Genomic DNA, 17,001 nt, shown 5'->3' with positions numbered 1-17,001 from the left:
CCTCTTCTTAACTTTCTTGTGCATTAGCTCCGGCAATAATTTCCGAAATTTCTTGAGTAATTGCTGCTTGGCGTTTTCGGTTATATTCTAATGATAAATCATCTAACATATCATGGGCATTATCGGTTGCATTTTCCATCGCCACGCGCCGTGAGGCTTGTTCTGAAACTTGTGATTCAACAATTGTTGAAAAAAAGATTGCATTTAAGTACATCGGCACAGCATTATCTAAAATTGTTTGGGGGTCTGGTTCAAATTCGGTTAATACCCGTTCTTTTGAATTTTCCCCAAGTGGTTTTTTAGCAATTGGTAATAATTGCAAAATTGTTGGTTCAAAAGTAACATTATTAATAAATTTTGTATAAGCAATTTTAATACAATTAAAGGTTCCTTGGTTAAACTGCGATAAGATTTCCATTGCAATATTACGTGCTTCATCATAAGTAAAATTTATATCAATATCATCATAAATTTTTTCAACTTTGAAATTATGATTTTCATAAAATGAAACCGCTTTTGTACCAATTGCAATAATGTAATCCCCTTGTTTAAGTTCCTTTAAAACCAATTTATTAATATTAACATTATAGCCCCCACATAATCCTAAGTTTGAATTAACAATAACTCAACAAGTTCTCTGGTCTTTTACCTGACCAGTTTTTTCTTGGTAAATTGAACTATCTGTTTGACTAATAATGTCATGAAAAATTGTATACAATTCAGCAAAATATGGTTTTGATGTCGAAATTCTTTTTCCGGCTTTTTTTAATTTTGCTGTTGCCACTAATTTCATTGCTTCCGTAATTTTTGCAATTTGCTTAATTGAAACAATTTCTTTTTTTAAACTACTCCCGACAGCCATCCTGTTGCCTCCTTGCTAACGATTTATTTACTAATTAATTTTTTTCATTCACCCAAGTTACCATAATGTTCAGCATTATAATCTGGGATTTTACTTGTAATTTTTTTAACAACTTTAATAATTTCATGATCAACTTCATCCATTAATTTATCATCAAAAGATTTTGCTGCTGCTAATTGTTCATAATATTTTTTAGCCGGACCTTGGAAATGTTCAATTAAATTATCCTTAAAATCAGCAATACTATTAACTGGAATTCAGTCAATGCGTTTTTTATTAACAGCTAATAAAATAATAATTTGATCAATTTGTGATAACGGAGTATATTGTTTTTGTTTTAAAATCTCAATTACCCGTTTTCCATGTTCCAAAATTGCTTTTGTTCCTTCATCTAAATCAGAGGAAAATTGGGCAAAAGCTTGTAATTCACGGTATTGTGCTAATTCCAATTTTAATGATCCTGAAACTTGCTTCATTGCCTTAATTTGTGCTGATGAACCAACCCGTGACACTGATAACCCAGCATCAACCGCTGGACGATTACCCATATTAAATTGGTCTGAATTTAAGAAAATTTGACCATCGGTAATTGAAATAACATTGGTTGGAATATACGCCGAAATATCACCGGCTTGTGTTTCAACAATTGGTAAAGCGGTAATACTTCCCCCACCATGGTCTTTATTTAAGCGCGCTGCGCGTTCTAATAAACGACTATGTAGGTAGAAAACATCCCCCGGATAAGCTTCACGCCCTGGTGGACGGTGTAATAATAACGCCATTGTTCGGTAAGCGACGGCATGTTTTGATAAATCATCATAAATAATTAAAACATCTTCCCCAGCTTCCATTCATTCTTCCCCAATTGTAACTCCCGTATAAGGAGCTAAATATTGTAATGGTGACAATTCACTGGCTGTTGCTGAAACAATTGTTGTATAATCCATTGCCCCAACAGCTCGTAATTTTTCAACTAACTGAACAATTGTTGAAGCTTTTTGTCCAATTGCAACATAAATACATTTAACATTTTTCCCTTTTTGGTTCAAAATTGTATCAATTGCAATCGCTGTTTTTCCGGTTTGACGGTCTCCAATAATTAATTCCCGTTGTCCTTTTCCAATTGGAATCATTGCATCAATAACAATAATTCCTGTTTCCATTGGTTCTGTAACAGATTGACGAGTCATAACCCCAGGGGCAATTCGTTCAACTGGACGAGTTTTTGTTGCTTTTAATGGTCCTTTCCCATCGATCGGTTGACCTAAGGCATTAACTACCCGTCCTAATAAGGCATCCCCAACTGGTGTTTCAACAACTTTTTGTGAACGACGAACACGATCCCCTTCTTTTACTTTTGAATCATCTCCCATTAAAACAGCCCCAACAGCGCCATCTTCTAAATTTAAGACCATTCCATAGACATCGTTGGGAAAAATTAGTAATTCTCCCATCATTGCGTTATCTAGACCTTCTAGTAAAGCAATTCCGTCCCCAATTGAAACAACTGATCCTTCTTCATGAATTTCAATTTTTTTACCATATTCCTCAATTTGTTTTTTAATAATTTCGGAAATTTCATTTATTTTTAAACTCATCACGTTCCCCCAATTTCTATTTATTATTTAAAGCTTTAGAGCGCATTGCTTCTAATTGCCCAGCGATAGAACCATCAATAATTTCATCTTTAACCTTAATTTTAATTCCCGCAATAATTTTTTTATCAATCTTATTAACTAATTCAATGTGATAACCAAACTTTTGGCTAATTTTTGCCTCAATTACTTCAATTTGTTGATCTGATAATGGTAGCGCCGAGAAAACTTTCCCATAACGAACATCATTTTTCAAATTAATTAATTTTCGTAATTGTTTAAAAATTGGTCGAACCACGCTAAAAGCTTCGCGATCAATTAATAAATAAAGGGCATGCAAAATCTTAACGTCAATTGTCTTCCCAAATGTTTCTTTTAAAACATCTTTGCGTTCTTGCTTTGGAATATCAACGTTACTCATAATTTTGATATAAATCGGATATTTTTTTAATACTTCAACAATTAAATTTGATGCTGCTAAATAATGTTTTATTTTATCATCTTCAGTAGCAATATTCATCAAAGCGGCGGCATAATTATAAATAAATCGTTCACTAATTTTCATAATCTTAGTTTAAATTATCAATAAAATCTTCAATAATTTTTTGATGTTTTTCCTTACTGATTTCTTTTTCTAACAGATGTTCTGCCGCATCAAATGCCGTATTAATAATTGCTTTGCGAATATCATCTTGATATTGTTCTTTTTCTTTTGCTAATTCTTTACGTGCTTGTTCATTCAAATGCACAATTTCTTTTTTTGTTTCATCTAAGAGATTATGTTTTTTGGCTTCGGCTTCAGCATGAGCTTCCGAAATAATTGAAGAAGCATCCACTTTTGCTGTTGTTAGCATTTCAAGGGCTGTTTTTTCTTTAATTGTTGCCTTTGTTTGTTTATCAGCAGCATCAGTAATCATTTCTTGAATTTTTTGGCGACGAGCGCGCATTGCTTTGCGAAATGGGTTATACACTCATTTTGACAATAAAATTAATAAAATTATTGTCGCAATAACATGGGCAATAAAAACCCATAAATTAGGAAATAACTGATTAATAATTTCCGCTGGATTAACTGTACTTGACAATAACATTAACATATCCCCTCAACCTCTTTCTTTTAAATCAATAAATAATCTCTTTTGTTACAAGGTGCGCTTAAGCAACAACGAAAGCTAAAATAATTGAAATAACTAACGCATAAATCGCTCCTGATTCTGAAATCGCCGCAGCAACAATAAATAAGGTACGAACTTTCCCTTCAACTTCTGGGTTACGTGAAACAGCTTCAACTGCCTTCCCTCCAGTATATCCTTGCCCAATTCCGGCTCCTAAACAACCAATCGCTGCAATACCTGATCCTAAGTATGCAAGTCCTTTAGTAATATCTCCTGTCATTTCAGCAAACATTAACATTCCTACAAAATTTGACATTAATTCAAACATTTTTCTTTCTCCTTTTTTTCTTTTAATCTATAAAAACATTTTAATACTTTTTTATGCTTTTTGAGCAATTTTTAATTCTTTTTTACTAAGTGGCTTACGCTTGACAGCAACCACCCGTTCTTCACTACCTTTATTGTTTTCTTCTTTAATCTCTAACGCTCAGTAGGAGATTGTTAAGATAGCAAAAATATAAGCTTGAATGATTCCATCAAAAACATCAAAATACAAGCTTAAAAATGGTAAAGTAACTCCCGATAATAAATCAACAGGTCCAATATAAGGGATTTGACCCCAAATAAAGCCCATTAATGAAGAAAACAACGCCATAATGATTGATCCCCCTAAAATATTCCCAAATAAACGGAATGAAATTGAGATCAATGGTACAAATTGCGTTAATAATTCAAGGGGATTAACAATATATTTTTTAAAGAAAACAATTTTATGGTATTTAATCCCAAAGTAATAAATCCCAATAAATGTAACTAACCCCATTGATAATGGTACGGTATAGGCTGTTGCCACTGACTCAAAGCCAACAACTGACATTAAGTTCCCAATTCCAATATATAATAGTAAGTACATCACATAAATTGTTAATGACTTATATTTTGGCCCCATTAATTCAACAACTTGTTGTTCAACTCATTTGATTGACATTTCGGCAAACAAAACTAGACCCCCCGGTACATCGGTTGGACCTAGTTTTTTTAAGCGCTTATAGTAACCAATTGAAAGCATCATGATAATAAAAGTTGTAATAACAATTGTAATTAATTGTGGTAATAAAACAGTATAGCTTCATGCCCCCATCCCGCTTTGCGTTTCATCGGGAATTAAGTTGGCAAAGATTAAACTCTTATTATTCACAATTTGCCACTTCCTTTCTTAGTTTACGATGTTTTAGAGGCAATTTAATATTTACCAATAACGCTGATAGTGGATAAATTACTAAACCAATTGCTAAGGTAATAATGCTAAAAGAATTTGGCGCTTTTACAAAAATAACAATCGGAATTAGATAGATAAAGATTCGAAAAAAATATAGCAAGACAAAGAGGAACTTATTTAAACTTATACTTAACAATCATCATGATCATATAATGATTAAGAAACCTATAAGAGAAAACAAATATCCTAACCCTAAGCCAGTATAAATATTTCAACTCATATCAACGCTAAAATATAAAACTGTCAAAACAATTAATGCCCCAAAGAGCATTATGATACTTATCAATGACATTTTACATTCTACACCTTTGAAGCGATTTTTTCAATTAGAAATGTTATTTTGTTCCAAAAATACGATCTCCTGCATCACCCAACCCAGGAATAATATAACCTTTACTGTCTAATTTTTCATCTAACGCTGCAACATAAATATCAATATCAGGGTGATGTTTTTCAACATTTTCTTTTCCCTCTGGAGCCGCCACTAAACAAACTAGCTTAATATTTTTGGCTCCTCATTCTTTAACTTTATCAATCGCCATATTTGCACTACCCCCAGTTGCTAACATTGGATCAAGGACTAGTACCGTTGCTTCCTCAATATTCTGTGGTTTTTTGGCAAAATACTCATGGGGTTCAAATGTTGTTTCATCACGGTATAAACCAATATGACCGATTTTAGCATTCGGAACTAATTTAACAATTCCGTCAACCATCCCTAACCCAGCGCGTAAAATTGGAAATAAGACAATATCTTTTGCAATTTTATAACCTTTTGTCACAGCAACTGGTGTCTCAATTTCAAATTCTTTTAATTCAATTGTTTGAAAAATCTCATAAGCCATTAATTGGGCAATTTCATCTAAGTTTTCTTTAAAAACTTTTGAATTACTATCCTTTTTTCTCATTCTTGTCAATTTATCCAAAATTAATGGATGTTTAATTACTGTAAATGCCATTATCTTCTAACTCCTTCAAATTTATTAGATTTTAACACATTTGCCCTAGCAATATCAAATCTTTTTTAAAATTACCCTAATTATCTAAGATACTAAACGCAAACTCTTGATTTGGTTCTAAAGTTTCAATTAGATATCCTTCGACTGGTGATAACTTCCCTACTAAATTCCGAATTCCATCATTTTTAATTTGTTTTAACACTATTTGTAATTCCCCCGCATAATTTTGGGCTTTATCATTTAAAATTAAAACATCTCCTGGTTCAAAATACTGTGGTTGTTCACTTTGAGGAATAATATTAACCCCCTGGTATTTTAAACGCGAAAAAGTACTACGAATGACAAATTCAGCTAAATCAGGACGAACAAAATGGACTGTTTGGTCATTTAAAATTTCTAACTCTGCTAAAGTTAAATTCTGATTAGGTAATAAATTAAAGTGTAATTTTGTTAAATCAAGATTTTTAACTTCTTTAAATTCTTCCTCATTTAAAAATTGCGTTGAAATAATAATATCATCAACCCCAAGGGCCTTTAAATGCCGAATTTGGAAATTCAAACTCTCATCGCGATGAAGTTCCAACGTTGGCAATTTATCATTATGCTTTCAGGGTCCTTGTGCATCCTCACGTTGCAAAGCAGCAAATGCTTGGACTTTAACGCCATTGTTTTTAATATAGTCAAGATTATCTAAAAAATAGTCAACCCCAACCCCAGTATAGCGTTGTGGATAAAAGTTTCAGCAAGCAAGGAGATTATCTTTATTTGCCCCTAATGAAATTAAATATTCTAATTCCATTGATGGGGAAGCGGCATTTAAAATAATTTTAAACTGATTTGGATTATTAGATAGTTTAGCAATCCCAACCCCATCAATTCCATCATCAAAACGCAAGCCAGCTAAACCAAGCTCATCTTTGAAAAAATGCATTAACTGTTCGCGATTATTTTTATCCAAACCAAATTCTTCATAAACTTCACCATTAATATCACCATATACAACAATCCCTAATTTCTTCGCCCCCGCGGTCATTTTTTTAAATAAAGTAATTAATTCTAAATTATCTTTTTTAAAGTTAATCATTGTTGTAAAAATAATTTTTACCCCTGCATTAGCACATTTTGATAAATACTGTTCTAACTGTTTTTCTTGCCCAATTAATAAATGGGGATAAATACTAACTCCAATTGCCATTTTATTTCCTCCTTAATCAAGTAAATTTTTTGTTTTTAAAATTTGGTATAAACTGATAAATTCTTTTGCCAATTCAATAACCATTTGGGCACTCATCATTTGATCTTCTGCATGCATAAATAAGACTGGGATTTGATGTTTGACTCCTTGGGCTTCTTGTTGAATTACACTCATATGTGTTTTTTCGGCAGTAATAATATGCTCTTCAGCTTCTGTAATTAGTTTTTCTGCTTCTGTAATATTTCCTGTTTTTGCTGTTGTAATTGCAATTAGGGCATTTGACTTTGCCATTCCTGCATATGTAATAATCCCAAATGAGATTTCTTCAAAATTTAATTTTTCCATTTTCTTACTCCTTAATATCATTTTACAATAAATTTAAATTTTTAAAGGCATAATATGCTGCCCCGTACATTCCCGCTTTATCTTGTAAAGCTGAGATTTTAAGTTCAAATGTTTTTCATAAAAATTCCCCGGTCGCACGATGAACCAACCTCGTAATAATTGCCAATAATTCTGGCCCTAAATTGGTCACCCCACCGGCCAAAATAATTAAGGCCGGGTTAATAACATAAATTAAAGTCGCAATATGCTGGGCTAATGGTTCTAACCCCTGTTCCAAAACCGCAATCGTTTCTTGGTCATTGTTTTCTAACAATGGTTTAATATCTCCCAACCCTAATGGATGGCGTTGATGCTGAACCAATTTCCCCAACGAACTATTTGGAGCAGTTTTTGCTTTGCGATTAATTAACTTTGTTAATCCTGTTGCCGAAGAAAGCGGTTCAATACAATTTTTTAACCCACAACTACAGGGAAATTGATTTTGAAAATTACCCCCATGACCAAATTCCCCCGCATAACCAGTTGCACCTGTTCATAGTTGGTCATTTAAAATTAATCCTCCCCCAATCCCTGTTCCTAAGGTATATAACGCTAAAGAATGAATGGTTTGATCACTGTTATTTCAAAATTCCCCTAACGCTGCAGCATTAGCATCATTAATAATAAAAATTTGTTTTTGAAAAAGGGCTTGTGCTTCTTGGCGAATTGGAAAATCCTTTCAGCCTAAATTACTAGCTAGTGTTACAACACCAGTTTTATCATCTAAAAAACCAGGTAAGGCAAAACCAATTGCCCTAATTTCACTTCATAACATCTGATGGGTTGTTAATTGCTCATTAATTGCTGTTTTTAAATTAGGCAAAATATTTGTAATATCAGTTTTAACTTTAAATTCTAACAACATTTCCTTATTGTCGGCAAAGACCGCACATTTGGCTGAAGTTCCTCCTAAATCAATTACTAAAATTTTATTCATCTTTTCCTCCTTTAATAGCAATTACTTCATAATCATTTGTATTATTTGTTTTTGCTAAAATCTCTATTATTGATAATGAAATTTCTGGAGAGACAATTGGGGAAGTTAATTGTTTGTTATTTCATAATTCATACAGATGATTAATTTCTAAAAAAAGTCCTTCCCCTTTTGTTGTTAATGGCAGATCAACATTTTTCAAAAGGTTACCATTATTGTCATATACTTCGTAAGTATAGGCCATATGGCAAGAATCTTTTTGGTAATCTTGATTATATTTGGCTAAATTACCACCCAATTTAATGTAACCCTTTGTTCCCAGAATTTCTGCCGATAAGTCACTTGTTAAACTATCACTGGCAATGATTGTTGAAATCCCATTATTTTGATGGCGGTTAGTTAAAACGGAAGTGGAAATTGCCCTGTGATTTGGATAAGAATTATTTAGATGTCTTGTTGTTGTAATTGGACCTAAAATATCAAGACCAATAAATAAAGCATAAACCCCTCCAGCAAGATGGAGTCCAACAAAGTTTTGATCATCTTTTTTAGGGTTAGGAATTCGACCACTTGTAGAAATCTTGGCATGACTAGCTCGCAAATATTGTACTTGCCCAATTAATCCTGCTGCAATGTCTTTTTTCATTTCCTGATAAGCTGGCGAAAACCCAGTTTTTATTCCATCGAATAAGAGAACTTGTTGCTCTTGGGCGATTTGATATAATTCTTTGGCCTCATCATAACTTAAAGCTAACGGTTTTTCACAAAAAACCGCGATTTGAGCAGACAATAATAATTTCACAATTTGATAGTGCGTTGCATCACTAGTTCCAACATATACTAAATCGTAATTCCTTTTATCGGCAATTACTGCGGCTAAATCATCATAAACAATTTCAAACTGATACTTTTGCTGATAAATTTCTGCTTTGTTTTTTGTCCGATTATAAATCCCATGCAACTTAATTTTGTCGCGATATTTACTAAAGGCTAAATCCTCACAAAACCATTGAACAATTCGGCCAGCTCCAATACATACTATGCGCATTTGCTTTGACTCCTTACTGATACCAAAAATCTCATGTTGATAATTCCCCCTTTAATAATCCTTCTAACATATCATGATCATCATGGGTTAAATTTTCACCCCCACTACTAATTAAGCGTTGATATCATACATAAGATAATTTTGGGGTTCGAGTTTTAATTGGACTATTAAAATCAACTGCTACTAAACCATAATCTTTGCGATACCCCCCACTTGGCGAAAAAATATCACAATAAGTTCATAATGAATAGCCAATAAAATTAACACCCTGGGCAATTGCTTTTTTTACTTCTGCAAAATGGATACTTAAATATTCGGCCCGATTATAGTCTAAGATTAAGTCCCCCCTTTTATCATCAAAAGCTCCTAGACCATTTTCCACAATCATCAACGGTTTTTGATATTCCCCTCATAATTGTTGGGCTCCTGGTAATAGCATTGTCGGGTCAATAATTCAATTTCAACTTGTATAGCGAACATTATTCTTTGGAAAGACTTGTTTAAAACCTTTAACAAAAAATGTCCGACTAGCAATCTGCATTTCTCCTGGTTTTTCTTGATAATCATCACAAGCAATATAAGCTGGACGATAATAATTTCAGCCAATTAAATCTAAGCAATTATTTTTTAGCAGCGCCATATCCCCTGGTTGAATAACATCAGTTAGTCCTTCTGTTTCTAATCAATCATCAAATACTGCGGGATAAGTTCCTTTTAAATTTGGATCAAGGAAAAAATTCTTAAACCAAAGGTTATATTCTTGGCAAGCCTTTGCATCTTCAATCCGATATGGGATTCCTGGTGATCAATCATGGTCAATTCCCAATAAAGCTGCCGGGTTAATATCACCTGCTAGTTTTGCTTTTTCAAATTCAATTTTTGCTATTGCTGCACAAAGATTCAAATGGTGAATCGCCCGAGCAAAACCCTCTTTACTATTTTTTGCTGGGGGTAAATAATCTCCCAAATAACCATCAAGGGTAAAAGTTGAATTTTCATCATTTACAAATCAAATATCACTATATTTCCCTAAGTATTTAAAGACTGTTGCAACATAACTTTGAAATCATTCTAAAATTTTACGATTTTCAAATCCCCCTTGTATCTCTGCTCACATTGGGGTATCCCAGTGAAATAAAATTGGAATTGGTTTAATATTATTTGCTTGTAATGTGGCAAAAACATCATCATAAAACTTAATCCCTTCTCAATTGATTTCTTGACTGTTTTTGGAAAAGATTCTTGTTCAGTCAATATTATAAACTAATCCATTTAATCCCAACCGTTTCATAATCCGAATATCAGTTTGATATTTATGATAAAAATCCGCGCTAACAGCAATTGAATTAATTTCCCGCTCATTTTTACCAATTGGGGGAATATGAAAACAGCGTTTTGTAAATTCATCTCAAATCGAATCTGTTCGTCCCCCAAGATTTCGGGCTCCTTCAATTTGAAACGCATTTGTTGAAGCGGCAAAAATAAAATCTTTCTCTAATTTCATGGAAATTCCTCCCTTTATTATCTATTTTGCTATAATTATAGAAATGGTAGGTGAAGAAATGACAACACAAACATTAATTATAACAATCGCTGTTATTTTTTTCTTAATCCCTTTTGTAGTATGAACAATTGTTCGTTTCCGTGATAAGGTTTTACAGCGTTTTGCCCCTTGACATCGTTTAGCGTTAATCATTAGTTCAGCGGTTGGTTTTACCGTTTTTACAGTTCTAATCATTGTCGCTTTAACTGTTTTTTAAGCAAAGTTAATATATTATTAAAAATTACCTTACGTTATTAACTTAACATAAGGTAATTTTTTTATTAATCCTTATTTTTGTTTTTTTGCATCATGAAGAGCTTTTAATTCTGCTTTTGCCGCAGCTTTTTCAGCTTTTGCTTTTTCTTTTACAGAATTACGATATGCTTTATCTTTTAAATAACGCATTTCTTCTTCATATTCAGCAGGGTTAGTTTTTTTCAATTTACGGAAGTAAAGAGAATTATCCAAGAGAATGAAAGGAATTCAAACTGCTGTGGAAACCACAAAACAAATTAAGGCAATAAGAATCGCCATTGGGTCAACGGTTGCTAAAACCGAGCCAATAATTCAAGGTGTAGTCCATGGTACAGTTACATAAACAACATTAACAATATGCATTGGTCCTGTTGCTAATCATCCAATTAGCATTGCTAATAATGGCGATAAAATAAATGGGGCAAAATAAGTCGGATTTAAAACGATTGGGAAACCAAAGATAACTGGCTCATTAATATTAAAACATCCTGCCGGAAGAGCATATTTTGAAACTTCTTTTAATTCACGGCGTTTTGATAAAACTAATACCATAATTAATAATCCCAAAGTTGCTCCCGAACCACCAATATTCATATAAATATCAAAGAACGGTTTTCCAAAGATTCCTAATTGATCATTTAAATTAGTTCTTGCTGGTAGTCCTGATGAAATCAAGGCTGTATTAACTCCCATAATCATTCATCAAATTGGTTCGAAAATGGCTCCCATAATATTTGAACCATGAATTCCAAAGAATCAGAAGAATGAGATAAAGAAGGCATAAGCAACTGCTAATCCTAATCCTCCATTCCCTGTTGCAAAACCAATAAATCATGAAGTAAAGAAACGATAAATAGCAGCGCCAATTCCAAAGGCTGAACTACCAATTGGTACGGTTGCATAACGTTCAGCAACAGTTAGAAAGGCTTCCCCATTTCCATTTGTTGAGAAGAAGAAATTTGCAACTATTGAATCAATCCCTTTATTACCACTAATTGTTTGACCATTCAATGATAATAGGAATTGTCCAAAGGCATTTGTTCCTTTTCCTGTCATTGTTGTTGTTAAGTTATTAAATCATTCTTTCATTGCGGCTTCATTACCTGACCCAAAACCACTGTTCATCAAACCTTCAATTTGGCCAATTGTTGCTGTTCCAAAAATTCCAGCTCAATCTGCTCCGGTTTGAGTAAAATCTCAAGCCCCAGTTATATCACGAGCAAATAACTCTAAATGATATGTTTGGTATAAAAAGTCAGCAAATGTTTTTAATTTAACATTATCCCCAACTGCTGATGACCATAAGTTTTTATTTGAAACTAGCGTATTCCAAGACTCAATTTCTCATCCTCAGTCAGGACGAGCGATTGCTGGGGCTAAAACAATTATGTTTAATACCGCCACAATCCCTAATGTAAATGTCATTGGTAAAAAGACGGCAAAGGATTTTCCAACTGCAGGGGGAACTCCATCTGGTAATTTAATTTCCAATTTTTTCATATTCCCAAATCAAACAAATAATTCGGTTGTAATGATTCCAACCACTAAAGCAGCAAATAACCCTTTTGCATCCATGAAGAATGACACTTGGCCCATGCTAGCAATAATAAACCCAGCAAATGATGCTAATCCAGCAATGGTTGGATTTTTATAATTGCGTGATAAGGCTAGAAAATATCCTAGCAAAAAAGCAAAATACAATGACATTGCCCCAATTGTGGCAATTTGAATTTGACCAAAAGCTAAGGCTCCAATTTGTGAAGCTTTTCCTCAACTAGTTTCTAAATTATTAAATAAAGGTCCAATATCATCTCAGGCATATCCAGCAGCACGAGCAAATAAGCCTAGCAATGAGATTTTCCCTGATCCAGCTCCACCAAAAATAATTGCATCAATTAGTAATCCTAACCCCCCAGCAATAATTAACGGAATCATTGTTCCAAATGAATCACGAATTGCTGATAAGTGACGTTGATTACCAAGTTTTGACATTACTGGTAGCGCTTTATTGTCTCACCATGTCTTAAAGCCTTTTGACATTTTATGTTCTTTTTCGGCTTTAAACTTTCCTTTTTCATTATCCATGTCTATAATTTATTCCTTCCTGTAATTTACTTAATTAAATTCAAGGCTAACTCTAAAGCTTCTTTCCCTTTCCCTAACGCATAAATATTAGCAGTTATAACCGCAACTGGTTTATCAGTCAGTGTTTTAAAATTTGCTTCAAGAAACTTTACTTGCGGTCCTAATAAAATAACATCTCAGTCTTTTAAAACTTGTTGAGCTTCAGCCATTGCTTTGGCTTCAATTTCAACATCAATATTCATCAACTGGGCAGCATCAGTCATTTTTTTCATTAAAATTGATGTACTCATCCCGGCTGAACAAACTAATAAGATTTTCTTTTTCATAATATTCCTCACTTTAAAATTAATATAAAATTGCTAAAATATTCCAATTTTATAGAAATATTTTACAAGATAATCAGGCCAATTACAATTAATATTCTAATATTTACCAAAAAAATGGAAAAATATCTCTTTTTGGCAAGAATTTTCCTAGTTCTTTCCTAATAATGATATACTTAAAGCAAATATTATTAACCTCCAGAAAGGATTGTTATGACTCCATCATTTTTTATCTATTTTGCTTTAATCCCCGTTGTCATTTTTTGTTTAATTTGAATTACAATTCGCACAATTGAAAAAAACTTTCACCGCTATTTAAATTCAAAAAAACTAATCCTTTTAATTAGTGGGATTAGCTGTCTTGTTATTACGATAATTATTATCATTTTATCGTTTTTTCTTTTCCAATAAAAAAGAACTTTTATTTGCTAAAAGTTCTAACCTTTGATAACCGTAATTGCATTTTACTTAACTGATAGTGATATTTTTCTTCGCTAAGATGTTTTAGTAATCCCAATTTTCGCATTAACTCTCACATTTGGATATCAAAGCGAATATTTTCAGCTTTAATATAATTATTACGCATAATTTGTTCTAAATAACCAGCTTTTGCTTTACGGCTTTTTATAATAACAAAATAAACTAATTTTGTTTTTTGCCCCTTGTTTTTTGCTTGAAATTTAAATGTTTTCGTAATTCAAGCCTCGGGAGTAAATCATTCTAACATTACTTCTTCATTTTCGCGAAAATGCCCTAGGTGCATAATTCGTTTTTGGTCTTTGCCCCCAGCCCGATAAAAAGTATCATCTGCTAAGTCTTGATATTTTAAATTAGCATGCATATCTCTTGATAACATCGTTAATAAAGCTTCAAATGTTTCGGGTAACGGAGTTTTAAATTTTTTAACTCGAATAATTTTTAAAATTCGTGATGATTCACTTAATTTTGAATTATATTTTGGAGCATTAAACTCCTGATATTTTTCCTGATATTCTTGTTTTAAGTTAGCAATTTGTGCTGGATCTGTTATTTTCATAGACTACCTAAATTAATTCTTCATCATAATTAATTGCTTGATTTGCAATTGTTGTTTGGATAAATTCAGCTGATTTTTTTAATACTCGTTGCCCATTATTATCTAAGTCTAATTGAACAAAACCATAACGATTTTTATAGGCATTCATTCATGATCAATTATCAATATATGCTCAACTATGATAGCCAAAACAATTTGCTCCTTCACTAATAGCTTTTTGCATTCAAGCTAAATGTTCTTTCACAAAATTAATACGATATTGGTCGTCAATAACACCATCTTTAATAAAACGTTCTTCATTTTCGACTCCCATGCCATTTTCTGAAATGTAGACTGGAATATTATTGTAATTATTTTTTAAATTCATTAACGCTAAATAAATTCCTTTTGGGAAAATTTCTCATCCTCGGTATGGATTAATTTTTCGCCCTGGCATATCATAAGGTTGATAAAAATAATGGGGAGTAATTGCGCCATTCGCAAAATTAGGAAGATAATCTAAACATTTAACACGAGCTGGTTGATAATAGTTTAATCCTAAAAAATCAACTCGTAAACTTTCATCAGCAATTAAAGCTTCATCACCGGGATTAATTGTTCACATAAAATTATGTTTTTTTGCTAACTTAATTAAGTCTTCAGGATAAGTATTTTTAACCATTGGGTCTAAAAAACAATTTAAGGTAAATAAATCATGATAATAAGCGGCTTCTTGGTCGGCAGGATTTTTACTACGCGCAATTGATGGGGAAATATTTAACAAACATCCGATTTGTCGATCTAATTTTAATTCCCGATAAGCTTTTACTGCTCGTAAGTGGGCAATTAAAATATTTCATTGGGCTTGCATCCCATCTTGCATACTAATTTCGTTTGGGATATGTCAGTCATATCAATAACTTCCTTCCACAACAACAATTGGTTCATTAAAAGTTGTAAACATTTCAACACGATCACCAAATAATTCAAAACAAGTTTTGGCAAAAAAAGTAAAGGCGTCAACAACTTCTAATGATAATCAACCCCCATTTTCTTGGGCTCATGTTGGCATATCAAAATGGAATAAATTTATAATTGGTTTAATATTATTGGCAAGCATTGTATTAATAACATTATTATAAAACTCTACCCCTTTCGGGTTAACTGTTTTCCCGTCAGGAATTAAACGGCTTCATTGAATTGATGTTCGAAGCGAATTAAAGTTTAGATTTTTAGCAATCAAAATGTCTTCTTCATAGCGATGATAAAAATCATTACGACATGGTTGTTCATTAAAAAAACGGTATTTTTCTTTTTTGAATCAATAATCTCAGTTTGATGATGCTTTACCATCTTCAAAAAAAGCACCTTCTGTTTGGGGCCCTGAAAAAGCACTACCCCATAAAAAATTTTTTTTAAAATCAAATTTTAGCATAATATTTTTCCTCTTTTCATACAATTAATAATATTATACCGATAAAATGTTGATTAATAAAATCTATTTTTGATTATTTTCTTTTCATTCCAAATATTGATCTCAAAAAGCTTCGGCACGATCGTGCGAAAAAATAAAGGCTTTATTTTTAATTTGATTTTTTAAATTATCAACCTCTGATCAAATCATGTTTATAATATCTTGACTATATTTTCACATAATCCGATTACGATTGAATTCTTTTAAATCAAGAATTTTATAAGCCCCATCTGAAAACACTTTAATATCTAAGTCATAATCAATATATTTAATTGTTTTGCCTTCCATAATAAATGGTGAAGCAATATTACAGTAATAATTTAGGCCTGTTTCTTTAAACATACAAATGATGTTACTTCAATTTTTTCGATTAAAAATTCAAATTGCTGGTTCATTTGTTTTTCATTTTCGACCATTTAATTCGGTTACTGTTACGTCTTCATTTACCAAAACTAAATAATCTGAATTTAATTCTAAAACAATAGCAGCATCTCAGCTACGATAAATCGCCCCATTGTGTTTATAAGCATGTACTAATACGACATCACCGATTTTTAATGTTTCCATCATAAAAATCCTCCCTTATTATTCAATATTCTATTCTCTTGTAAAATATAAAATCCACGAAACAAAATTAGTTTAAAACAAATAGTAATTCTTAATTCTAAATATAGTTTTAATTAAAATGATATTTTTATTACACTATCTCTATAATTATATCAAGCAAATTCTGTATGTAAATAGTCAAATCCCTAATTTAAAAATAAAAAAAGTACTTTTTTCAAAAAGTACAGCTTAATTTTCAATAAATGGGGCGGCTGATGGGGCTTGAACCCACGAGTGCCGGAGCCACAATCCGGTGCGTTAACCACTTCGCCACAACCGCCATATTTAATTTAATTAGGTAATTATTTTTACCTATTTTATTATATCTA

Annotated in this window: 20 protein-coding genes and 1 tRNA gene; 2 read left to right on the top strand and 19 right to left on the bottom strand. The window is 32.2% G+C overall.

All coding sequences use genetic code 4. The features are described 5' to 3' along the window. Positions 1–7: 7 nt before the first annotated feature. The 13 genes from atpG to SSYRP_RS00480 form a co-directional block, all read right to left on the bottom strand. Positions 8–862: an ATP synthase F1 subunit gamma gene (atpG, locus tag SSYRP_RS00540; protein ID WP_016340365.1), complete on the bottom strand. Its 855-nt coding sequence runs from the start codon at positions 860–862 to the stop codon at positions 8–10. A 23-nt stretch (positions 863–885) separates the two neighbouring features. Next, positions 886–2,460 carry a F0F1 ATP synthase subunit alpha gene (gene atpA / locus SSYRP_RS00535; RefSeq protein WP_016340364.1) on the bottom strand — a complete coding sequence of 525 codons (1,575 nt, stop codon included), beginning with the start codon at positions 2,458–2,460 and terminating at the stop codon, positions 886–888. 16 nt (positions 2,461–2,476) lie between these two features. Next, positions 2,477–3,022, bottom strand: coding sequence for a F0F1 ATP synthase subunit delta (locus SSYRP_RS00530; protein WP_016340363.1), 546 nt, complete (start codon positions 3,020–3,022; stop codon positions 2,477–2,479). A gap of 4 nt (positions 3,023–3,026) precedes the next feature. Then, the gene (gene atpF / locus SSYRP_RS00525) at positions 3,027–3,548 is read right to left on the bottom strand and encodes a F0F1 ATP synthase subunit B (protein ID WP_236608047.1); all 522 of its coding nucleotides are present in this window, start codon (positions 3,546–3,548) and stop codon (positions 3,027–3,029) included. Between the two features lie 64 nt (positions 3,549–3,612). Beyond that, positions 3,613–3,900, bottom strand: a complete 288-nt coding sequence (gene atpE, locus SSYRP_RS00520; RefSeq protein ID WP_016338499.1) for an ATP synthase F0 subunit C — start codon at positions 3,898–3,900, stop codon at positions 3,613–3,615. A gap of 51 nt (positions 3,901–3,951) precedes the next feature. Further along, a complete protein-coding gene (locus SSYRP_RS00515) occupies positions 3,952–4,770 on the bottom strand; it encodes a F0F1 ATP synthase subunit A (RefSeq protein ID WP_016340361.1) in 819 nt (272 codons plus the stop codon). Beyond that, positions 4,763–5,143: an MG406 family protein gene (locus SSYRP_RS00510; RefSeq protein ID WP_144060300.1), complete on the bottom strand. Its 381-nt coding sequence runs from the start codon at positions 5,141–5,143 to the stop codon at positions 4,763–4,765. Before SSYRP_RS00510 ends, SSYRP_RS00515 begins: the two co-directional genes overlap by 8 nt. A 43-nt stretch (positions 5,144–5,186) precedes the next feature. Beyond that, on the bottom strand, positions 5,187–5,810 hold the full coding sequence (gene upp / locus SSYRP_RS00505; protein ID WP_016340360.1) for a uracil phosphoribosyltransferase: 624 nt from the start codon (positions 5,808–5,810) through the stop codon (positions 5,187–5,189). A 76-nt stretch (positions 5,811–5,886) separates the two neighbouring features. Further along, a complete protein-coding gene (locus tag SSYRP_RS00500) occupies positions 5,887–7,005 on the bottom strand; it encodes a DUF871 domain-containing protein (protein ID WP_016340359.1) in 1,119 nt (372 codons plus the stop codon). A gap of 12 nt (positions 7,006–7,017) precedes the next feature. Next, a complete protein-coding gene (locus tag SSYRP_RS00495; protein WP_016340358.1) occupies positions 7,018–7,350 on the bottom strand; it encodes a PTS lactose/cellobiose transporter subunit IIA in 333 nt (110 codons plus the stop codon). Positions 7,351–7,372: 22 nt separating this feature from the next. After that, positions 7,373–8,326, bottom strand: a complete 954-nt coding sequence (locus tag SSYRP_RS00490; protein WP_016340357.1) for an ROK family protein — start codon at positions 8,324–8,326, stop codon at positions 7,373–7,375. After that, entirely contained in the window at positions 8,319–9,371 is a 1,053-nt protein-coding gene (locus SSYRP_RS00485) for a Gfo/Idh/MocA family protein (protein ID WP_016340356.1), read from the bottom strand. Before SSYRP_RS00485 ends, SSYRP_RS00490 begins: the two co-directional genes overlap by 8 nt. A gap of 13 nt (positions 9,372–9,384) precedes the next feature. Next, positions 9,385–10,875: a glycoside hydrolase family 1 protein gene (locus tag SSYRP_RS00480; protein ID WP_016340355.1), complete on the bottom strand. Its 1,491-nt coding sequence runs from the start codon at positions 10,873–10,875 to the stop codon at positions 9,385–9,387. 58 nt (positions 10,876–10,933) lie between these two features. Here SSYRP_RS00480 and SSYRP_RS00475 point away from each other — a divergent pair, with 58 nt between their 5' ends. Beyond that, positions 10,934–11,131 carry a hypothetical protein gene (locus SSYRP_RS00475; RefSeq protein WP_016340354.1) on the top strand — a complete coding sequence of 66 codons (198 nt, stop codon included), beginning with the start codon at positions 10,934–10,936 and terminating at the stop codon, positions 11,129–11,131. 71 nt (positions 11,132–11,202) lie between these two features. Here the strand turns inward: SSYRP_RS00475 and SSYRP_RS00470 are convergent, their stop codons facing one another. Together SSYRP_RS00470 and SSYRP_RS00465 are read right to left on the bottom strand one after the other, a co-directional pair. Beyond that, on the bottom strand, positions 11,203–13,254 hold the full coding sequence (locus SSYRP_RS00470) for a PTS sugar transporter subunit IIC (RefSeq protein WP_016340353.1): 2,052 nt from the start codon (positions 13,252–13,254) through the stop codon (positions 11,203–11,205). Positions 13,255–13,280: 26 nt separating this feature from the next. Next, a complete protein-coding gene (locus SSYRP_RS00465) occupies positions 13,281–13,580 on the bottom strand; it encodes a PTS sugar transporter subunit IIB (protein WP_016340352.1) in 300 nt (99 codons plus the stop codon). A 210-nt stretch (positions 13,581–13,790) separates the two neighbouring features. Between SSYRP_RS00465 and SSYRP_RS00460 the strand changes: the two genes are divergently transcribed. After that, on the top strand, positions 13,791–13,988 hold the full coding sequence (locus SSYRP_RS00460) for a hypothetical protein (RefSeq protein WP_041614416.1): 198 nt from the start codon (positions 13,791–13,793) through the stop codon (positions 13,986–13,988). 10 nt (positions 13,989–13,998) lie between these two features. Here SSYRP_RS00460 and SSYRP_RS00455 read toward each other — a convergent pair whose 3' ends face one another. The 4 genes from SSYRP_RS00455 to SSYRP_RS00440 form a co-directional block, all read right to left on the bottom strand. Continuing rightward, a complete protein-coding gene (locus SSYRP_RS00455; protein ID WP_016340351.1) occupies positions 13,999–14,613 on the bottom strand; it encodes a hypothetical protein in 615 nt (204 codons plus the stop codon). Positions 14,614–14,620: 7 nt separating this feature from the next. Continuing rightward, positions 14,621–16,027 (bottom strand): glycoside hydrolase family 1 protein, encoded by a 1,407-nt coding sequence (locus tag SSYRP_RS00450; protein WP_016340350.1) that lies wholly within the window; start codon positions 16,025–16,027, stop codon positions 14,621–14,623. Between the two features lie 63 nt (positions 16,028–16,090). Beyond that, positions 16,091–16,636, bottom strand: a complete 546-nt coding sequence (locus SSYRP_RS00445) for a DUF402 domain-containing protein (protein WP_236608046.1) — start codon at positions 16,634–16,636, stop codon at positions 16,091–16,093. Between the two features lie 240 nt (positions 16,637–16,876). Further along, a tRNA-His gene (locus SSYRP_RS00440) sits at positions 16,877–16,952 on the bottom strand. Positions 16,953–17,001: the final 49 nt, after the last annotated feature.

The sequence above is a fragment of the Spiroplasma syrphidicola EA-1 genome (assembly GCF_000400955.1).
GTDB classification, from domain to species: Bacteria; Bacillota_I; Bacilli_A; order Mycoplasmatales; family Mycoplasmataceae; genus Spiroplasma; species Spiroplasma syrphidicola.
Note: the sequence above shows the minus strand (reverse complement) of the source record. Positions and strands in the feature narration are given on the sequence as shown.